Source organism: Pseudomonas svalbardensis (assembly GCF_030053115.1).
Lineage (GTDB): Bacteria > Pseudomonadota > Gammaproteobacteria > Pseudomonadales > Pseudomonadaceae > Aquipseudomonas > Aquipseudomonas svalbardensis.
Map to the genome: position 1 here is coordinate 4,258,821 of NZ_CP125619.1, position 17,220 is coordinate 4,276,040.

Sequence of the window (17,220 nt, forward strand, 5' to 3'; positions counted from 1 at the left end):
TTGAGATCGCCCATTTTTCATTGTTGTAGCAGCTGGCGCCAGCGGCTACAAAAGTCTGCGTTTAATCATCCGGCATTTCAGGCGGCTTGGCGGGTTTCGCCGGTTTGCCTGGTTTTGCGCCCTTGGCGCCCTTTGCACCATTGACCGGTTCAGCCGCTTCAACAGGCGTCGCGACCGTCGGCGCTGCGGCTTCTTTCTCAGTCGCTGGCAAGGCGTCGATCGTATCGAAAATTTTCTTCAAATCGACCGATTTTGATTCATCCCCCGAACTCTCAAACTTCTTCTCGCCGTCCTTGCCGACCAGGATGACTTTGCTCTTCGCGCCGGCACCCAACTTGAGCGAGCGGATCAATGCCGCCGTGTCTTGCGGCCCCAGGTCTTTGCCCTCGCGCTGGCCCATCAAATTGAGCACGGTGTACAGGACCATGTTTCGCTCGGTGAACCCCTTGCGGTTTGCCGGCTCATCCAGCGACTTTTTCAGGCTCACCCACGTGGGATCGACCGTACTTGGAGCGATGACAATCAGTGGCCGGGACCTGCCCTTGTCCATATCCAGCGGTGAGCCGTCATCGGCAGCGAACAAGGGGCCCGCGAAAGCCAGCAGGGTAGTCAGGGTCAATGACCTGATGAGCATGCGCATCTCCTTTTGATATCCACGCTCTAATGATTGCGCATCGCGGCGTTCGTTCCGGGTGACGCACGCAATTATGTCTCGCCTTGCCCCAAGCTTAGGTCAGGGCGGTCATTGCGCAACAGGCTGAGCTAATCTCATAGCTCAATAACCAAGCCCTGATCCGCGGTGAGGACCTCTGCATGAGCGCTCAGTTGGACCACACCATCGTCTGGTGTCGCGACAAGCAGACATCAGCCAACTATCTGGCAGACATCCTCGGTCTGCCCTGCCCCGAACCCTTCGGCCCGATGCTCATCGTCAAGTTCGACAACGGTGTGTCGTTGGACTTCTACGACAATGACCCGCCGATTGCCTCCCAGCACTACGCGTTTTTGATCGGTGACGACGATTTCGATGCGGCCTTCGCCCGCCTGCAAGCCCGACAGCAACCCTGGTGGGCCGACCCCGGCAAACAACGACCGAACGAGATCAACGATTACGGCGGTGGCCGGCGGGTTTATTTCGATGACCCGGACGGGCATCTGCTGGAGATTTTGACTCGGTCCTAAGGGCGCCTGCCAAGCTGGTTTGTTTCTGGAACCTCTACCGGATTAAAAGGCCAGTTTGTACCCGATCAGCACCAGCATCGTGGCCAGGCAAGGCCGCAGCACTTCATCGGAGATACGGCCAGTCAGGTGGCTCCCCAGGTAAATCCCCGGCAGCGAACCGATCAGCAAGTAACCCAGCACGTGCCAATCCATGTTGCCCATGCTCGCATGGCCGAGGCCTGCCACCAGGGTCAGCGGTACAGCGTGCGCGATTTCCGTGCCCACCAGGCGGCGGGTAGGCAGCAGCGGATAGAGAATGAACAACGCGACGGTGCCCAGGGCGCCAGCGCCGATGGAGGTCAGGGCAACCATGGTACCGAGGACCAGGCCAGTGATCACGGTCAGCGCATTCAAGCGGTTGCCGCTGGGATTGTAATGACCACCCGCGCGTTTGTGGGCGAAATCGAGCAGGCGTTTCTTGAAGAAAATCGCCAGTGCCGTGGCAAACAGGACAAAACCCAAGGCCTGTTTGATGACCGCGTTCATCGCATCGGGCGACGTTTGCAAGGTGCTCAGGAACCACAACGTCAGCGCCACCGCCGGCACACTGCCAAGGGTCAGCCAACCGGTAATGGCCCAGTCGATGTTCTTATTCTTTCGGTGAACCAGCACGCCACTGGACTTGGTAATCGCCGCGTACAGCAAATCCGTCCCCACTGCGGTGGCCGGATTGACGCCGAACCACAACAGAATGGGAGTCATCAAGGAACCGCCACCTACCCCAGTCATTCCGACAATAAAGCCGACCACCAGACCTGCCACGACTAAACCGAAATTACCGAATTCCATTAACACGCCCACAAAAAACGCATGAAAAATCTGGCCCGCAGCATAGCGATTTTTCTTATAACCACTTATATCGATGCGATCTATCTTTATGCACTTCCTTACTTACTGCACCGGCAAGAAATTCAAAAACAGCAAACTCTGCGCGTAATTCAAGCCGATCCGTCGGTAGCGCTCGTCCAGCATCTGCGTCAGCAGATCCAGCCGCGCGACGATCTTGCCGAACTCCACGGCAAAACTCAGGTTGCTGCCCTCCTCCGAAATTTCGTTGGAGAACAGCAAAGGCTCGCCGTTCTTGCTTTGCCGCTGGCTGAGTATCCAGGTGGCTTTCTCGATATTGCGGGCTGCGTTGCTGACGAACGTCGGGTTGATCGCATCCGTCATGTAGAACTCGAGCCGATTGCCGTGGGCGGTGACGAGCATGCTGCCGATGGCATAGATGAAGGCACCGACGCGGTCGCCGAGAAACTCCGGGCTCATGGCATAACTCAGCGCTGCCAGGTCTTTTTTGCCACCCAGGGTCGGCAGCGGCTGTTGCTGTTCGATGGCCATGCGCACTTGTTTGCCAGCGGTGCGGGCGTCGAGGAAACCTGATTTTTTCAACTCATCCGGGTTGCGCAGGTAAAGCTTGCTCATCAGCAGGTAGAGGCTGTCGAGGTTGTCACGCATCGCCAGGGTCGCCATGCGGTCGACGCTGGTCTGGAGGAATTCCTGGGGTTTGCCTTCGCGGAACTGACTGACGATGTCGCTGCCCTGCTGCTGGCTGCACCCGGAGGTTGCGAGCATCGACAAGCAGGCCAACAGCAGGCAACGGCGACGGATTGGCGGGGTGGTGAGGGGTAAAACTCGAGCCATGGGTTATTGAACTTGGGCATGGGCCGGCAGTGGGGATTCGCCGCAGGCTGGCCAAGGATAGAGCCGTGAATCGTTGAAAAGTGCAGTGCCGACGGTCGCGGCGCCGGTAGCGGCGATGTGCTGATACAGCTCGCCACCCTGCACGCCAGCAATTACACGCCGGTCACCGGCAAGCAAAATATCAAAAGATTGGGCGATGGAACCCTTCAGCTATTCTGCTGCCCATTGAAGTATCGATCGAAGTTCAGAAAGGAGGTTTGAATGCGGACCCTAAAACTGGCCGGCGTCAACGTACCGGTCATCGGCCAAGGCACCTGGCGCATGGGAGAAGATCGTTCCCGGCACACCCAGGAAGTGGCGGCATTGCGCCTGGGCATCGAGTTGGGCATGACCCTCATCGACACCGCTGAAATGTACGGCGAGGGCGGCGCTGAGGAAGTGGTCGGTGAGGCCATCGCCGGCAGACGTGACGACGTGTTTCTGGTCAGCAAGGTTTACCCGCACAACGCCAGCCGCAAAGGCATCCCCTTGGCGTGCGAACGCAGTCTGCGGCGGCTGGATACCGATTACATCGATCTGTACCTGCTGCACTGGCGCGGCCAATACCCCCTCGAAGAAACAGTCGAAGCTTTCGAACGCCTGCGCGAAGAAGGCAAGATCGGTCGCTGGGGCGTCTCCAATTTTGATGTCGACGACCTGGAGGAACTGGCCTCACCGGCCTGTGCCACCAATCAGGTGCTCTACAACCTGGAAGAACGCGGCGTCGAGTTTGATCTGTTGCCCTGGAGCCGCCAGCATCAAATGCCGGTCATGGCCTACTGTCCGATCGGTCAGGGTGGGCCTATGCTGAACCATACAACGCTCAAGCAAATAGCCGCCCGTCACTGTGTGACGCCGGCCCAGGTAGCGCTGGCATGGATGCTGCGTAAGGAAGGTGTGATCGCCATCCCCAAAGCGGTCCGACCGGAGCACGTGCAACTCAACGCGCAAGCCGCGCAATTGCAACTGGAGGCTGGGGATCTGGAGGCGCTGGACCAGGCGTTTCGCGCGCCACAACGCAAACAGCGGTTGGCCATGGTCTGAGCCATCGCAGTCTGTCAGAGGGCTTCGGCATGAGAAGCACTGATCAGGACGATTCCTTTAATCTGCAACGCTTTATCCAGGCACAGGACCCGGTGTTCAAACGGGTCCAGGCCGAGCTGAACGCCGGCCACAAGCGCAGTCACTGGATGTGGTTCATCTTTCCGCAATTCGCAGGGTTGGGCGGCAGCGAGATGTCCCGCCACTTTGCCATTCGTTCCAAAGAGGAAGCGGCGGCGTACCTCAATCATCCACTGCTGGGCTCACGGTTGCGCACCTGCACGCAAATGGTGCTGAACATCGAAAAAAGCTCGAGTGCCGGCATATTCGGCCATCCCGACGATCTCAAGTTTCACTCTTCCATGACGCTGTTCGCCCAGGTTGCTGGCGCTAACAGCGACTTTCATCGAGCACTTGACCAGTATTTTCACGGCATCCTGGATGACTGGACGTTGTTGCTGCTGGACTCAAAACAGGCCCAACTGCCCACCAATCAAGGTTGAAAAGTCGTCGTCCACGAAGGGCAGAATGGCGTCCGCCACCGGTTGCAGTTGCCGGGTGACGTAGTGGTCGTAGTCGATGGGCGCGCTGCGTATTTCCAGCGGCTCGGGCCCGGCGACGGTGATCACGTAACTGATCCAGCCACCGTTCTGGTACTGCCGCGGACGGCCTTGCTGGTCGTTGTAATCATCGGCAATCCGCGCGGCACGCACGTGGGGCGGCACGTTGCGCTGATAGTCATCGAGGGTGCGGCGCAGGCGCTTGCGGTAGATCAGGCGATCGTCGAACTCCCCCGCCAACGTCTTGCGCACGTAGTCGCGCACATAATCCTGATAGGGTTTGCGATTGAAAATGCGCAGGTACAACTCCTGCTGGAATTGCCGGGCCAGCGGCGACCAGTCGGTGCGCACGGTTTCCAGGCCTTTGTAGACCATTTCGTCGGTGCCATCGGCGCGGGTCACAAGCCCTGCATAGCGCTTCTTGCTGCCCTCCTCGGCGCCACGAATGGTCGGCATCAGAAAGCGCTTGTAGTGGGTTTCGAACTGCAACTCCAGGGCACTTTCCAGACCGTATTGCTGCTGCACATGCTCGCGCCACCACTGGTTGACGTGATCCACCAGCGCGCGGCCAATCTGTGCGGCTTCTTGTTGACCATGCGCACGGCGCAGCCAGACGAAGGTCGAGTCGGTGTCGCCGTAAATCACCGTGTGGCCCTGGGCTTCGATCAGCTGTCGCGTACGCAGCATGATTTCGTGGCCGCGCAGCGTGATGGACGACGCCAGGCGTGTGTCGAAGAAACGGCAACCGCTGGATCCGAGCACGCCGTAAAAGGCGTTCATGATGATTTTCAGGGCCTGGGACAGCGGTGCGTTGTGTTCGCGCTTGGCGGTTTCGCGACCTTCGGCGACTCGGGCGACGATGGCGGGCAGGCAATGCCGGGTTCTGGAAAAACGCGCACCGCGAAAGCCTGGCACCGACTCGCTGTCATCGGGATGTTTAAGCCCCTCGATCAAGCCCACCGGGTCGATCAGGAAGGTCCGGATGATCGATGGATAGAGGCTTTTGTAGTCGAGTACCAGCACCGATTCGTACAGCCCCGGTTGCGAGTCCATGACAAAACCGCCGGGGCTGGCCTGCGCAGGCTTGCTCCCAAGGTTCGGCGCAATGAAACCCTGGCGGTGCATCAGCGGCATGTAAAGGTGCGTGAACGCCGCCACCGAGCCGCCGCTGCGATCCGCCGGCAAACCGGTGACGCTGGCCCGTTCCAGCAGAAAGGTCAGCAGTTCGGTCTTGGCGAAAATCCGCGTCACCAGCTCGCAGTCCTTGAGGTTGTACTTGGCCAGGGCCGGTTTGTCCTCGGCGAACATGCGGTTGATTTCATCCATGCGCTGGTACGGATTGTCGATCGACTTGCCCTCGCCAAGCAGGGTTTGCGCGACGTTTTCCAGGCTGAACGAGGGGAAACTCCAGGTTGCCGAGCGCAGGGATTCGATGCCGTCGATGATCAGTCGGCCGGCGGCCGAGGCGAAGTAATGGTTGCGGCTACCGTGCTCGCGCCACTGCATTTCTTCGCCGCCACGCCCCAGTTTCAGCGGCACCGCCAGGCGCCGGGCGTGTTCGTGGAGTACGCGCAGGTCGAATTGCACCACGTTCCAGCCGATGATCGCGTCGGGGTCATGGCGGGCGAACCATTCGTTGAGTTTTTTCAGTAGCAGGGTTCGGGAATCGCAGTATTCGAGCTGGAAATCCACCTCGCTGTCGTCGCCATTGGGCGGGCCGAGCATGTAGACCTGGCGCTCGCCGCAGCCTTCCAGGGCGATGGAATACAGCTCGCCCTGAGCGGTGGTTTCGATGTCCAGGGAGACCAGCCTGAGGCTCGGGCGATAGTCGGGGTCGGGTTTCATTTGCGCATCGAGCAGCAGGCCCTCGGCGTTCGGCGTGCCACTGAACCGGACCGGCGCGGTGATGAAACGCTCCATCATGTAGCGTTCCGGCGGGCGCACATCGGCTTCGAACATGTCGACGCCGGCCTTGCGCAGCGCGGTTTCCAGGCGTATCAACTGACCGTGCTGCTGGCAATACAGACCGAGTACCGGGCGGTGCTCGAAATCCAGCAACGCCAACGGCCGCAGCTCGACGTTCTTTTCGCCGCGCAGCAGCGCTTCGGCCTGCTCACGCTGGGCTGCGGGGATGAACGCCACCGACGGTTGATGAGGCAGGCGGATCCGCTGGGGACCGGTGTCGGTCGCCAGCCAGAACTCGACTTCCGTACCGGCCGGGGTATCGCGCCAATGCCGGGTCAGGACGAAGCCCCGCTGTAAATCCACCACTGCAACCTCAAGATTTGATTCAAGGCGCAATTCTACGCGTCATCGAAGGCGATAGCCCTCTCTGCGAGGTGGATGCAATCCGTGTGGGAGCGAGCCTGCTCGCGAAGGCGGCGTATCAGTCGACACCTATATTGACTGACCCACCGTCTTCGCGAGCAGGCTCGCTCCCACATGGATTGAGTCAGCCCATGGATCAATGAATAACTGTGAAAAATTTCAGGTTTACCGAAGAAAAACCGCTGAATGACGTTTTTTGCGCTTTATCTGCCGCTTTCTCCCTTGCCCTCAGCGCCCGTGTCTACGATTCTTCAAGGACAACGACAACACCTGAGAAACTGCCATGAAAACCGTCGCCCAACTGCTGAAGTTAAAGGCTGAACAGAATCATGAAGTCCACACCATTGCACCGCATCAAATGGTGCTGGAAGCGCTGATGGTCATGGCCGCCAAAAACGTCGGTGCCTTGCCGGTCTTGAGGAATGGCGAGGTCGTCGGCATCATCAGCGAGCGTGACTATGCACGCAAACTCGTGCTCAAGGGCCGCTCCTCCGTCGGTACACCGGTCGAAGACATCATGGTGTCGCCGGTGATCACCGTGGACACCCATCAAACCGTCGAAACCTGCATGGGCATCATGTCCGACAAACGCCTGCGCCACTTGCCAGTGGTGGAAAACGGCACATTGATCGGCTTGCTGTCGATCGGCGACCTGGTCAAGGAGGCCATCGCCGAACAGGCTGAGCTGATTCGCCAGTTGGAGCAGTACATCCGCGGCGAATAGATCAGTCCGGCCAATGCCGCGCGAAGACCGGTGCCAATGTCGGGTGCCGGTCGATGCGCGTAAGCCACGCGAAAAACCCAGGCCTTGCACTGCGTAAATACTCCCGGCTGCCCGCCCATCTGGAAACCACCGCCGCCAGCACATCCAAGGCTCCCGGCGTCTCATCGCCCAGATACAAATCGCCCGAAAACTGATCGGCAAACACCTCCCAACTCCTGTGCAGTCGCGCGCGGGCGCCGGCCATGAGGTTTTGCCTGGACGATTCATCCGCCTCGGCCAACCAGCGCTCGGGGTAATCGATGATGCCAATCGCCGAATAGCAATTGCTGACGATGTACACCAGGCCGCGAATGGCCTGATCCCGCGCGGCGGTGTTTTTCGGCAACAGGTTTGATTTGGGGAACGTGAGCCCCAGGTGAATCAGAATCGCCGCGCTCTCGGTGAGAACGCTGCCATCGGGCAATTGCAGTGTCGGGATCTGCTTGAGCGGATTGAGTTTCTCCAGCGCGTGGGTCGCCTCGGGAGAGGATTCAACGTCGATGAAGCGGTAAGGAATTTCGCAAAGCTCCAGTGCCGCTTCTATCGCGGCTGCGCCGGAGTTCTTGTGTCCGTAGAGTTGGTACATAAACACCTCCTTGCGATTGTCTCTTTGTAGCAGCTGACATCTGGCGATGTTAGAAAATTTTTTTTACCTGCTGCATCCAAATCGCTTTCCGATGGGTAGTACCTGTAGCAGCCCTTGATGCTGCAGAGCGGGTTACTCATTTTCGGAGAGAAATTCATGAACGCCAAACACCTGATTTGCCTTGCCGGTTTACTCACTGCCATACCTGCAGCCTACGCCCAGACCGGTTTGCCCGACAGCATCAAGGTGCCGGACGGACACAAGGTCACCATGGAAACCACCGGGGTCGGCGAGATCACCTACGAATGCCGTGACAAGGCCAATGCAGCCGGCCAGACCGAATGGGTTTTTGTCGGGCCCAAAGCGGTGCTCAATGATCGCAGCGGCAAACAGGTCGGCACCTACTTCGGCCCGCCCGCTACCTGGCAGGCGAAAGATGGCTCGAAAGTCACCGGCACTCAACTGGCCGTCGCACCGTCGAGCCCGGGCAATCTCCCCTACCAATTGGTCAAGGCCAACCCGGCCGAGGGCAAAGGCGCGATGAGCGACGTGAGTTACATCCAGCGCGTAGCCCTCAAGGGTGGCGTGGCCCCAAGCGCCGAGTGTACGGCCGCCAACAAGGGCAAGCAGGAAGTGGTGAAGTATCAGGCGGACTATATTTTCTGGGCGGCCAACTAACACCAGTCCTGCGGGAAATTGGTCTACGCTGCTCTGCACATGCCCCGGCCCTCTGGTCCGGGGCTATTGCCCACTTTGACGGCTGAGCACTGTGTCCTTGCCCCAACCCCTTTTTGATTACGAAGCCCATCTGGCCGCCTGCGCGCGCGGCGAGCGTCAGGCCCTGCGGGATTTGTATGTGCAGGAGAGTCCGCGCCTGCTGGGAGTTGCCAAACGCCTGGTGCGTGACACTGCGCTGGCCGAGGACATTGTCCACGATGCATTCCTCAAGATCTGGGCCGGCGCCGCGCATTTCGACCCGGCGCGGGGTTCGGCGCGAGGCTGGATGTTTAGCGTGACACGGCATCTGGCGCTCAACTTCATCCGTGACAACCGTCGCGAGGTCCACGGCGAGATCGACGTGCAGGACAACACTGAAACCTTCGAGGCTCAGGCGCACTCATCCCGGATTCATCTGTGCCTGGAACAACTGGAACCTGCGCGGCGCAGCTGCATTCTGCACGCCTACGTCGACGGTTATTCCCACGCTGAAATATCACTCAAACTCGGCACCCCGCTGGGCACCGTCAAAGCCTGGATCAAACGGAGCCTGACGGCATTGCGGGAGTGCATGGGATGACCACCAGACCTGCGAATGAAACTTTGGAAGAACTCAACGAGCTGGCCAGCGAATATGTGCTGGGCACGCTCCCGGCGCAACAGCGTGCCGAGGTGCAACAGCGCCTGCGCGACGATGTCGAACTGCGCACGGCGGTCGACACCTGGGAACGCCGCTTGCTCGGCCTGACCGATCTCGCCGAACCCCGGACACCATCACCCCACCTGTGGCAGCGCATCGAGCGCAGCGTGCATGCCTTGAACCGGCAACCGGCAGCGGCGGCTGCGTCGTCATCCTGGTGGAACCTGCTGCCGCTTTGGCGTGGGCTCGCGGGGGCGGGGCTGGCGGCGACCTTGCTGCTCGGCGCCTTGATGTTGACGCAAACCACGGTCCAACCGACCTATCTGGTGGTACTGGTCGCCCCTCAGGACAAAGCGCCTGGTTGGGTGATTCAGGCCAGCAATCCAAGGGAAATCCAGTTGATCCCACTGGGCGTGGCGGAAGTTCCGGCCGACAAGGCACTGGAGTTCTGGACCAAGGCTGAAGGCTGGCAAGGACCGGTGTCCCTGGGCTTGGTCAAACCGGGACAGATGCTCTCGGTGCCGCTGGACAACTTGCCGCCACTGCAACCCGACCAGCTGTTCGAGCTGACATTGGAAAACCCCAATGGATCGCCGACCGGCAAACCTACGGGGCCGATTCAGTTCATCGGCCGAGCGGTGAAAGTGATCTGACGGCGATCACCCAAGCGCCGCGATCAACTCCGTCTCCGTGACAATCGAATGGGCATACGTCGGCCCGTTGATTTCATGGGCCGCGTGCATCGCTTCCGCGCTGAAGGCTGCCGTCGCGTCGCGCACCAAAGTCACGTGGTAACCCAGTTCGGCGGCGAATTTGCCGGTGGTCTCGATGCAGGTATTGGCGAGCATCCCCACCACCACGACTTTCTCGATGCCGTGTTGTTTGAGCAGGAAATCCAGGTCAGTGTTGGCAAAACCGCTGCCGCCCCAGTGCTCCTTGACGACGGTACTCAATGAAAAACCCGGCCTTATCAGCCGGGTTTTTTATGCCTGTTTTTTGCGCTCGGTCACTTGCCGGCCCGCGCCATGCAACGCTGATAACGCTCATCGACCCGCTTGGCAAACCACGCCGTGGTGAGTTTGCGGGTGATTTTCGGGCTTTGCAGCACAATCCCCGGCAACACTGCGCGCGGTAATGGCCGACCTTCCGCCTTTTCGGCCAGGGCGAAAACCCGTGCATAGAGCTGGGTGTCCTCGAATTCGAAGTTTTTGTCCTCCTCCAATTGGTCCCGAAGAGTCGGATTGCGCATGCCCAGTTGCTTGCCGAGCGTGCGCACCGCCAGTTCCGTGGTGCCAGGCATGATCGAATCGTAGCGGACCAGGTCACCATCCAGCGCCAGCGGTATGCCCGACGCGCGACTCACCGCGTTCTGAAACGCGGCATTGCGACTGGCGTACCAACCGGCATTGAAATCGGCAAAGCGATACAGCGGTTGTTTGTAGCTCACCGGATAACCGAGCAAGTGGGCGATACCGAAGTACAGGCCGCCGCGACGACTGAACACTTCATGACGGATCGAGCCGTCCACCGGGTACGGATACGCCTTCGCCTGTTGCTCGGCGAAATCGATGCTGACCTGCATCGGCCCACCGGTGTGCACCGGGTTGAAGCCACCGAACAGCGTCCGCCCCATGGGCACCATACCGATGAAGTCATCGAAGATCGCGCTGAGCTCTTTTTCGCTGCGCGCCGCATTGAGTCGGTCGCTGTAGCTTTTGCCGTTGGATGAACTCACCTGCAGCGCACCTCTCACCAGCAGTCCGGGAATGTGGGCTTTGTCGGCACGACGGTCGATCTCCTCGCGGGCGATTTTGCCCAGGCCCGGTACCGGTGGGTCCACCTGAAAAGTCGACTCCTGCTCGGTGACCGCCAGTACCGAGCACAGGTTTTGGGTGGATGGATAAATGTTCTGGGCAGCAAATGCTGCGTAAATGTCGGTAGCCCAGCCCTGGCGATCGGCGGTTTTGGCCGGCAGCAGGCGCACGATCTCGGCCTTGACCTCGGCAGGCTTGCGCGCAGGGAGCTCTTGCGTGCGCTGAGTACCGCAACCCGCCAGCACCAGCAGCGCGGCGACGCTCATCATCAATCGATTGGCTTGCATGTTGCTCCATCAAATCCGTTGAGCCGGGGTAACCATACGATCAATGGCATGGCGCAGGCTATGACTCTCGCCGCCCCCCACTGTTCCCCGTAGCAGCGCGGGGCCTTTTTCCGTTTGGCAGACAACCTGCCCGTCTGTCGCGGCTGAACCATACTTGAGCCACACACCGAGGAGGACAGCTCATGAACCGTAGCGACGTACTGATCATCGGCGCCGGCCCGACCGGGCTGGTGTTGGCGCTGTGGCTGAGCAAGCTTGGCGTGCAAGTGCGCATCATCGACAAGACGTCGGCACCCGGAACCACTTCGCGGGCGCTGGCCGTCCAGGCGCGGACGCTGGAGCTGTATCGCCAGCTCGACCTCAGCAATGCGGTGGTGCAGAACGGTCATCGAGTGGCCGCGGCGAACTTCTGGGTCAAGGGCGAACCCGTGGCGCGCTTGCCGCTGACCCGCATCGGCGAAGGCCTGACGCCCTATGCGTTCCTCGAAATCTTTCCTCAGGACGAACACGAACGGCTGCTGATAGACCGCCTCGAAGCCTTTGGCATCAAGGTGGAGCGCAACACTGAACTTGAGAGTTTCATGGAAACCGGTGACGGCATCACCGCCTATCTGCGCTTGGCCGATGGTCAGGAGGAAACCTGCCAGGCTTGCTATCTGGCAGGTTGTGACGGTGCCCGGTCGATCGTGCGCAAGACTCTGGACACCGGATTTCCCGGCGGCACCTACCAGCAGATTTTCTACGTCGCCGACGTGCAGGCCAGCGGGCCGACGTTCAATGGCGAACTGCATGTGGATCTCGATGAAGCGGATTTTCTCGCGGTGTTTCCCTTGGCCGGTGAAGGCCGCGCCCGCCTGATCGGCACCGTACGCGACGAGCGCGCCGAGCAAGCCGAACCCCTGCAATTTGAAGACGTCAGCAGCCGGGCCATCGAGCATATGAAAGTAAAGATCGAACAACTGAACTGGTTCTCAAGCTACCGCGTGCATCATCGGGTGGCGGATCATTTTCGCACCGGGCGCGCGTTTCTATTGGGTGACGCCGCCCACGTCCACAGCCCCGCCGGTGGCCAGGGCATGAACACCGGCATTGGCGATGCCATCAACCTCGCCTGGAAACTCGCGGCGGTGTTGAGCGGCGGCGCTGAGGCCAAGCTCCTCGACACTTACGAACCTGAACGCATCGCCTTTGCCCGAAAACTGGTCGCCACCACCGATCGGGTGTTCAGTTTCGTCACGGCCGAAGGGCGCATGGCCGATGTGCTGCGCACGCGTCTGGCGCCGTTCGTGATTCCAAAAATGGCATCGTTTGAGGCGTCCCGCGAGTTCCTGTTTCGCACAGTGTCGCAGATCACCCTGAATTATCGCGGGATGCCGTTGAGCACGGGCGTTGCCGGTCATGTTCACGGTGGCGACCGCCTGCCTTGGGCTCACGATGGTGAGGGGGACAATTTCGAATCGTTGAAGTGTCTGACCTGGCAGGTGCATGTATATGGCGACACCAGCGACGAAATGATCGCCTGGTGCCACGAACATCATTTGCCGTTGCATGTTTTTGACTGGCGGCCGGCGTTTGAAACGGCTGGCTTGGGGCGTAACGGGTTTTACCTGTTGCGGCCGGATACGTATGTGGCGATTGCCGACAACGCTGCCGATCCCAAGGTGATCGAGCGGTACTTTCGGGATCACGGGATCAGGCCGTTTTTCGGCGCGAACTGACTCAACACAGTCAAAATGTGGGAGCGGGCTTGCTCGCTCCCACATTTAATCTGCAGTGATACTTAGATCCCGGCCAGTGCCAGGTCCATCGCGAAGTAAGTGAAGATCAGATCCGCTCCGGCCCGCTTGATCGCGCCAAGGCTCTCACGCACCACGCGAGCCTCATCGATCGCCCCGGCCTGCGCGGCGAATTTGATCATCGCGTACTCACCGCTCACCTGATACGCCGACAGCGGCAAACGCGAGGCTTCACGGATGTCGCGGATGATGTCCAGGTACGCGCCGGCCGGTTTGACCATCAGCGCGTCGGCGCCTTCCTGCTCGTCCATCAGTGACTCGCGCACGGCTTCGCGGCGGTTCATCGGGTTCATCTGATAGCTTTTGCGGTCGCCCTTGAGTGCGCTGCCGCCGGCTTCACGGAACGGACCGTAGAGCGCCGAGGCAAACTTGGTCGAATAGGCCATGATCGCGGTCTGGTTGAAACCCGCTTCGTCCAGCGCCCGGCGAATGGCCTGAACCTGCCCGTCCATGGCGGCCGAAGGAGCGATCACATCGGCGCCGGCACGGGCGGCGGCCACGGCTTGTTTGCCGAGGTTGATCAGGGTCTGGTCATTGTCAACTTCGTGGTTATGCAGCACACCGCAGTGGCCGTGGTCGGTGTATTCGCAGAAGCAGGTGTCGGACATCACAATCATGTCCGGTACCGCATCCTTGGCAATGCGCGACATCCGCGACACCAGCCCGTTGTCGCTCCAGGTGTCGCTGCCGTTGCCGTCCAAATGGTGCGACACGCCGAACGTCATCACCGACTTGATCCCGGCCCGGGCATAACGCTCGATCTCACCCGCCAGTTTCGACTCTGGAATACGCATCACACCGGGCATGCTTTTGATCGGTACGAAGTCGTCGATCTCTTCCTCGACGAAAATCGGCAGCACCAGATCGTTCAAGCTGAACTCGGTTTCCTGGAACAGGCTGCGCAGGCTCGCATTGCGGCGCAGACGGCGTGGACGTGCTTCGGGGAACTGACTGGACATGAGGGGTTCCTGAAAAACGGAGGACGAGACGAAAGTTGTAGGGGGCGAAGCTTATGCCTTGCAAGGCGCGGGGCACAAACCTCGATCGCTCAAGACTGCGTTACCGCGACAGCAACAATCGCGCGCAATTAACGCAAGCCCGCTCCCACAGGTCACAGCGTCAGGGTTCCGCTGATGCAGGTCACCACCGCGCCGCCAATCCAGATCTCGTCGCCCACATGCTCGACCTGAATGCGTCCGGCGCGGCCCATGGTCAGGCCCTGGCTGACCACATAGGACGCCGGCGCCAGTCCTTCGCTGAGCAACCATTGGGCAACTCCGGCGTTCAGGCTGCCGGTGGCAGGGTCTTCCGGCATGCCGTCGCCGGAGATGAACGCCCGCACTTCGAACTGTGCGTCATCGCCATCGCGCTCGGGATGCCACGGCGCGATGACACCGACGGCCAGGCCAAGCATTTGCGAATGATCCGGTTGCAGGTCCAGCACCTGCTGGCGATCCTCGACCATCACGGCCAGCCATCCGGCACCGTTGTCGACCCACTGAGTGCGCACAATCGCTCCCGATTCCAGCCCGAGCCCCCGCCGCACCCGTTCCACCACATCCGCTTCCACCGGCCCGGTTTTGAGCAATGGCGGTGCGAGAAAGGCCAGCGCTGTCCCTTGTCGACGAACCCGCACCAGCCCCACGCCGCACTCCTGAATGATCTCTTCGCCCTTGGGCACGCCACCGGCCTCCAGCCACGCATGGCAGGTGCCCAGTGTCGGATGGCCAGCGAACGGCAATTCGTTCAGGGTGGTGAAGATCCGCACGCGATAATCGGCGCGAGGATCGCGCGGCTCGAGTATGAATGTGGTTTCGCTGAGGTTGGTCCAGCTGGCGAACGCCGCCATGCGCTCATCGCTGAGCTCATCGGCGCCGAACACCACCGCCAACGGATTGCCCTTGAGCGCAACACGGCTGAAGACATCTACTTGCTTGAAATCGAATGAGTGCATGGCCTGCCTTGGTCTTGATCAAATCGAAGCGTTTGACTTGGGAATTTCCAGCCCGCGCATCACCGCCGGCCGTGCCAGAAAGCGCTCCAGCACACGCGTGACGTTCGGGAAGTCCTCGATGCCCACCAGCTCGCCGGCCTCATAGAATCCGATCAGGTTGCGCACCCAGGGGAAGGTCGCGATGTCCGCGATGGTGTAGCGCTCGCCCATGATCCAGTCGCGCCCTTCCAGGCGGTTATCGAGGACATTGAGCAGGCGTTTGCTTTCATCGACGTAGCGGTCGCGGGGACGTTTGTCCTCGTAGTCCTTGCCGGCAAATCTATTGAAAAAACCGACCTGGCCGAACATCGGTCCGATGCCGCCCATCTGAAACATCAGCCACTGGATAGTCTCGTATCTCGCCGCCGATTCCTGGGCCAGCAGTTGCCCGCTCTTGTCGGCCAGGTAAATCAGAATCGCCCCGGACTCGAACAGCGCCAGGGGTTGATCCCCCGGACCGTGGGGGTCGAGGATTGCCGGGATCTTGTTGTTGGGGTTCAGCGAAAGAAATTCGGGGGACATCTGATCATGGGTGTCGAAGGCCACACGATGCGGTTCGTAGGGCAGTCCGATCTCTTCGAGCATGATCGACACCTTGACGCCGTTGGGGGTCGGCAAGGAGTAAAGCTGGATCCACTCGGGGTATTGAGCCGGCCATTTTTGGGTAATCGGGAACGCGGACAGATCGGTCATGGGAAGCATCCACACGGAAAAAGTAGCTGCTGATCATAATGTAGGGCCTGGCGAAGGCTACGATTTTTTGGCGTATCAATGTTGCTGATAAGCAAGATCAATAGATCCCAGCCGGTCAGTGGCGCCAACACGTGTACTGTGTCCATAAATCCGCAACATCCTGTCGATAACCTCTGCTCTAACCCATCTCAGGTTGCCGCTACAGTGCTGCGCACTCGCTCGGATCGAACCAAATGGGCTTCAGAGGACTCTGAGCATTGCCCTTTCGGAAACGGACCGGCCCAACGACATGGAAAACACCCGACGCAGGGAGCTCGCGGTGTAAAGGTTTGTCAGCCTTAACCGAATGCGCTGAAGATCACCTATTCAAATGATGAACCTTTTTAATTTCGCCAAACGCTTCAAGCATCGCGCGTATGTCGTCCTGCCCTCCCTGTTGGCGGTCAGCGCGCTGTTCCTGTCCCTTGAGTCCAGCGAAAGCCGCGCCCAACCGGCGGACGGCACCCAGACGCTGGTGTTCCTGCGTCACGCGGAAAAACCCGCCGGCGGCCTCGGCCAGCTCAACTGTCAGGGTCTGAACCGTGCCATCGACCTGGCCACCTTGCTGCCGGAAAAATTCGGCAAGGCCAACTACGTGTTTGCCGCCAACCCGACGCGCAATGTCGAAGAAGGCGAACTGGACAATTCCTACAGTTACATCCGTCCCCTGATGACCATCAGCCCCAGCGCGATCAAGCTTGGTTTGCCGGTGAACATCAACTTCTCGGCCAACGACACCAGCGACCTGGCCGATGAATTGCTCCACGACAAGTATCACAACTCGGTCATCTACACCGCCTGGTCCCACGGCTACCTGCCGGAGCTGATCAACAAGGTCGCGGGAGAAGCCGTCGGCAAGAAACAGAACATCACCGATGACTGGGAATCCAGCGACTACGACTCGCTGTACGTGCTCACCCTGACCTGGCACAACGGCAAGGCCAGTGTGCAGAGCCACGCCTACAAGCAAGGTCTGGATAATGGACGGGAGACCTGTCCGACGTAAGGGGCGGCAGTGCTTTAAGTTTTATAGCGTCTGCAAGGCCCCTTCGACTTGCTCGC

At 60.0% G+C, this 17,220-nt stretch carries 18 protein-coding genes and 1 pseudogene; 9 read left to right on the forward strand and 10 right to left on the reverse strand.

Annotation, left to right across the window (positions count from 1 at the left end; genetic code table 11):
* Positions 1 to 61: 61 nt before the first annotated feature.
* Complete coding sequence (locus QFX16_RS19715; RefSeq protein ID WP_149631875.1) at positions 62 to 634, reverse strand: DUF4174 domain-containing protein; 573 nt, start codon at positions 632 to 634, stop codon at positions 62 to 64.
* Positions 635 to 813: 179 nt separating this feature from the next.
* On the opposite strand from QFX16_RS19715, the gene QFX16_RS19720 reads away from it, so the two are divergent.
* Complete coding sequence (locus tag QFX16_RS19720) at positions 814 to 1,182, forward strand: VOC family protein (RefSeq protein WP_283181003.1); 369 nt, start codon at positions 814 to 816, stop codon at positions 1,180 to 1,182.
* 42 nt (positions 1,183 to 1,224) lie between these two features.
* On the opposite strand, the gene QFX16_RS19725 is transcribed toward QFX16_RS19720, so the two are convergent.
* Positions 1,225 to 2,010: a sulfite exporter TauE/SafE family protein gene (locus QFX16_RS19725; protein ID WP_283181004.1), complete on the reverse strand. Its 786-nt coding sequence runs from the start codon at positions 2,008 to 2,010 to the stop codon at positions 1,225 to 1,227.
* Positions 2,011 to 2,112: 102 nt separating this feature from the next.
* Positions 2,113 to 2,862, reverse strand: coding sequence for a hypothetical protein (locus QFX16_RS19730; protein WP_283181005.1), 750 nt, complete (start codon positions 2,860 to 2,862; stop codon positions 2,113 to 2,115).
* Positions 2,863 to 3,123: 261 nt separating this feature from the next.
* Here QFX16_RS19730 and QFX16_RS19735 point away from each other — a divergent pair, with 261 nt between their 5' ends.
* Both QFX16_RS19735 and QFX16_RS19740 read left to right on the forward strand, forming a co-directional pair.
* Positions 3,124 to 3,945: an aldo/keto reductase gene (locus tag QFX16_RS19735; RefSeq protein WP_283181006.1), complete on the forward strand. Its 822-nt coding sequence runs from the start codon at positions 3,124 to 3,126 to the stop codon at positions 3,943 to 3,945.
* Positions 3,946 to 3,974: 29 nt separating this feature from the next.
* A complete protein-coding gene (locus QFX16_RS19740) occupies positions 3,975 to 4,445 on the forward strand; it encodes a DUF1810 domain-containing protein (protein WP_283181007.1) in 471 nt (156 codons plus the stop codon).
* Here QFX16_RS19740 and QFX16_RS19745 read toward each other — a convergent pair.
* Positions 4,410 to 6,770 (reverse strand): DNA polymerase II, encoded by a 2,361-nt coding sequence (locus QFX16_RS19745; RefSeq protein WP_283184605.1) that lies wholly within the window; start codon positions 6,768 to 6,770, stop codon positions 4,410 to 4,412. The genes QFX16_RS19740 and QFX16_RS19745 overlap by 36 nt on opposite strands.
* A gap of 343 nt (positions 6,771 to 7,113) precedes the next feature.
* On the opposite strand from QFX16_RS19745, the gene QFX16_RS19750 reads away from it, so the two are divergent.
* Entirely contained in the window at positions 7,114 to 7,554 is a 441-nt protein-coding gene (locus QFX16_RS19750; RefSeq protein ID WP_111452421.1) for a CBS domain-containing protein, read from the forward strand.
* Position 7,555: 1 nt separating this feature from the next.
* Here QFX16_RS19750 and QFX16_RS19755 read toward each other — a convergent pair whose 3' ends face one another.
* On the reverse strand, positions 7,556 to 8,179 hold the full coding sequence (locus tag QFX16_RS19755) for a glutathione S-transferase (protein ID WP_283181008.1): 624 nt from the start codon (positions 8,177 to 8,179) through the stop codon (positions 7,556 to 7,558).
* 156 nt (positions 8,180 to 8,335) lie between these two features.
* Between QFX16_RS19755 and QFX16_RS19760 the strand changes: the two genes are divergently transcribed.
* The 3 genes from QFX16_RS19760 (at position 8,336) to QFX16_RS19770 (ending at position 10,189) form a co-directional block, all read left to right on the forward strand.
* Positions 8,336 to 8,857, forward strand: coding sequence for a DUF3455 domain-containing protein (locus QFX16_RS19760; protein WP_283181009.1), 522 nt, complete (start codon positions 8,336 to 8,338; stop codon positions 8,855 to 8,857).
* A 97-nt stretch (positions 8,858 to 8,954) separates the two neighbouring features.
* Entirely contained in the window at positions 8,955 to 9,476 is a 522-nt protein-coding gene (locus QFX16_RS19765; protein ID WP_283181010.1) for a sigma-70 family RNA polymerase sigma factor, read from the forward strand.
* Entirely contained in the window at positions 9,473 to 10,189 is a 717-nt protein-coding gene (locus QFX16_RS19770) for an anti-sigma factor (protein WP_283181011.1), read from the forward strand. The genes QFX16_RS19765 and QFX16_RS19770 overlap by 4 nt, the downstream gene beginning before the upstream one ends.
* Positions 10,190 to 10,195: 6 nt before the next feature.
* Here the strand turns inward: QFX16_RS19770 and QFX16_RS19775 are convergent.
* Positions 10,196 to 10,480: pseudogene (locus QFX16_RS19775) on the reverse strand (cysteine hydrolase family protein); the annotation flags it as partial.
* Between the two features lie 62 nt (positions 10,481 to 10,542).
* Positions 10,543 to 11,637, reverse strand: coding sequence for a DUF1615 domain-containing protein (locus QFX16_RS19780; RefSeq protein WP_283181012.1), 1,095 nt, complete (start codon positions 11,635 to 11,637; stop codon positions 10,543 to 10,545).
* Positions 11,638 to 11,819: 182 nt separating this feature from the next.
* On the opposite strand from QFX16_RS19780, the gene QFX16_RS19785 reads away from it, so the two are divergent.
* Positions 11,820 to 13,355 carry an FAD-dependent oxidoreductase gene (locus QFX16_RS19785; protein WP_283181013.1) on the forward strand — a complete coding sequence of 512 codons (1,536 nt, stop codon included), beginning with the start codon at positions 11,820 to 11,822 and terminating at the stop codon, positions 13,353 to 13,355.
* Between the two features lie 62 nt (positions 13,356 to 13,417).
* On the opposite strand, the gene hemB is transcribed toward QFX16_RS19785, so the two are convergent.
* The 3 genes from hemB to QFX16_RS19800 all read right to left on the reverse strand — a co-directional run bounded on the left by hemB (position 13,418) and on the right by QFX16_RS19800 (position 16,119).
* Positions 13,418 to 14,392 carry a porphobilinogen synthase gene (hemB, locus tag QFX16_RS19790; RefSeq protein ID WP_140894665.1) on the reverse strand — a complete coding sequence of 325 codons (975 nt, stop codon included), beginning with the start codon at positions 14,390 to 14,392 and terminating at the stop codon, positions 13,418 to 13,420.
* Positions 14,393 to 14,544: 152 nt separating this feature from the next.
* Positions 14,545 to 15,387, reverse strand: a complete 843-nt coding sequence (locus QFX16_RS19795; protein WP_283181014.1) for a PhzF family phenazine biosynthesis protein — start codon at positions 15,385 to 15,387, stop codon at positions 14,545 to 14,547.
* A gap of 18 nt (positions 15,388 to 15,405) precedes the next feature.
* On the reverse strand, positions 15,406 to 16,119 hold the full coding sequence (locus tag QFX16_RS19800; RefSeq protein WP_283181015.1) for a glutathione binding-like protein: 714 nt from the start codon (positions 16,117 to 16,119) through the stop codon (positions 15,406 to 15,408).
* Between the two features lie 373 nt (positions 16,120 to 16,492).
* Here QFX16_RS19800 and QFX16_RS19805 point away from each other — a divergent pair, with 373 nt between their 5' ends.
* Positions 16,493 to 17,164 (forward strand): histidine phosphatase family protein, encoded by a 672-nt coding sequence (locus QFX16_RS19805; RefSeq protein ID WP_439900137.1) that lies wholly within the window; start codon positions 16,493 to 16,495, stop codon positions 17,162 to 17,164.
* Positions 17,165 to 17,220: the final 56 nt, after the last annotated feature.

Coding starts and splice junctions, on each gene's coding strand:
- QFX16_RS19715 (WP_149631875.1), bottom strand. CDS start 634: ATGCTCATCAGGTCATTGACCCTGACTACCCTGCTGGCTTTCGCGGGC.
- QFX16_RS19720 (WP_283181003.1), top strand. CDS start 814: ATGAGCGCTCAGTTGGACCACACCATCGTCTGGTGTCGCGACAAGCAG.
- QFX16_RS19725 (WP_283181004.1), bottom strand. CDS start 2,010: ATGGAATTCGGTAATTTCGGTTTAGTCGTGGCAGGTCTGGTGGTCGGC.
- QFX16_RS19730 (WP_283181005.1), bottom strand. CDS start 2,862: ATGGCTCGAGTTTTACCCCTCACCACCCCGCCAATCCGTCGCCGTTGC.
- QFX16_RS19735 (WP_283181006.1), top strand. CDS start 3,124: ATGCGGACCCTAAAACTGGCCGGCGTCAACGTACCGGTCATCGGCCAA.
- QFX16_RS19740 (WP_283181007.1), top strand. CDS start 3,975: ATGAGAAGCACTGATCAGGACGATTCCTTTAATCTGCAACGCTTTATC.
- QFX16_RS19750 (WP_111452421.1), top strand. CDS start 7,114: ATGAAAACCGTCGCCCAACTGCTGAAGTTAAAGGCTGAACAGAATCAT.
- QFX16_RS19755 (WP_283181008.1), bottom strand. CDS start 8,179: ATGTACCAACTCTACGGACACAAGAACTCCGGCGCAGCCGCGATAGAA.
- QFX16_RS19760 (WP_283181009.1), top strand. CDS start 8,336: ATGAACGCCAAACACCTGATTTGCCTTGCCGGTTTACTCACTGCCATA.
- QFX16_RS19770 (WP_283181011.1), top strand. CDS start 9,473: ATGACCACCAGACCTGCGAATGAAACTTTGGAAGAACTCAACGAGCTG.
- QFX16_RS19780 (WP_283181012.1), bottom strand. CDS start 11,637: ATGCAAGCCAATCGATTGATGATGAGCGTCGCCGCGCTGCTGGTGCTG.
- QFX16_RS19785 (WP_283181013.1), top strand. CDS start 11,820: ATGAACCGTAGCGACGTACTGATCATCGGCGCCGGCCCGACCGGGCTG.
- hemB (WP_140894665.1), bottom strand. CDS start 14,392: ATGTCCAGTCAGTTCCCCGAAGCACGTCCACGCCGTCTGCGCCGCAAT.
- QFX16_RS19795 (WP_283181014.1), bottom strand. CDS start 15,387: ATGCACTCATTCGATTTCAAGCAAGTAGATGTCTTCAGCCGTGTTGCG.
- QFX16_RS19800 (WP_283181015.1), bottom strand. CDS start 16,119: ATGACCGATCTGTCCGCGTTCCCGATTACCCAAAAATGGCCGGCTCAA.
- QFX16_RS19805 (WP_439900137.1), top strand. CDS start 16,493: ATGAACCTTTTTAATTTCGCCAAACGCTTCAAGCATCGCGCGTATGTC.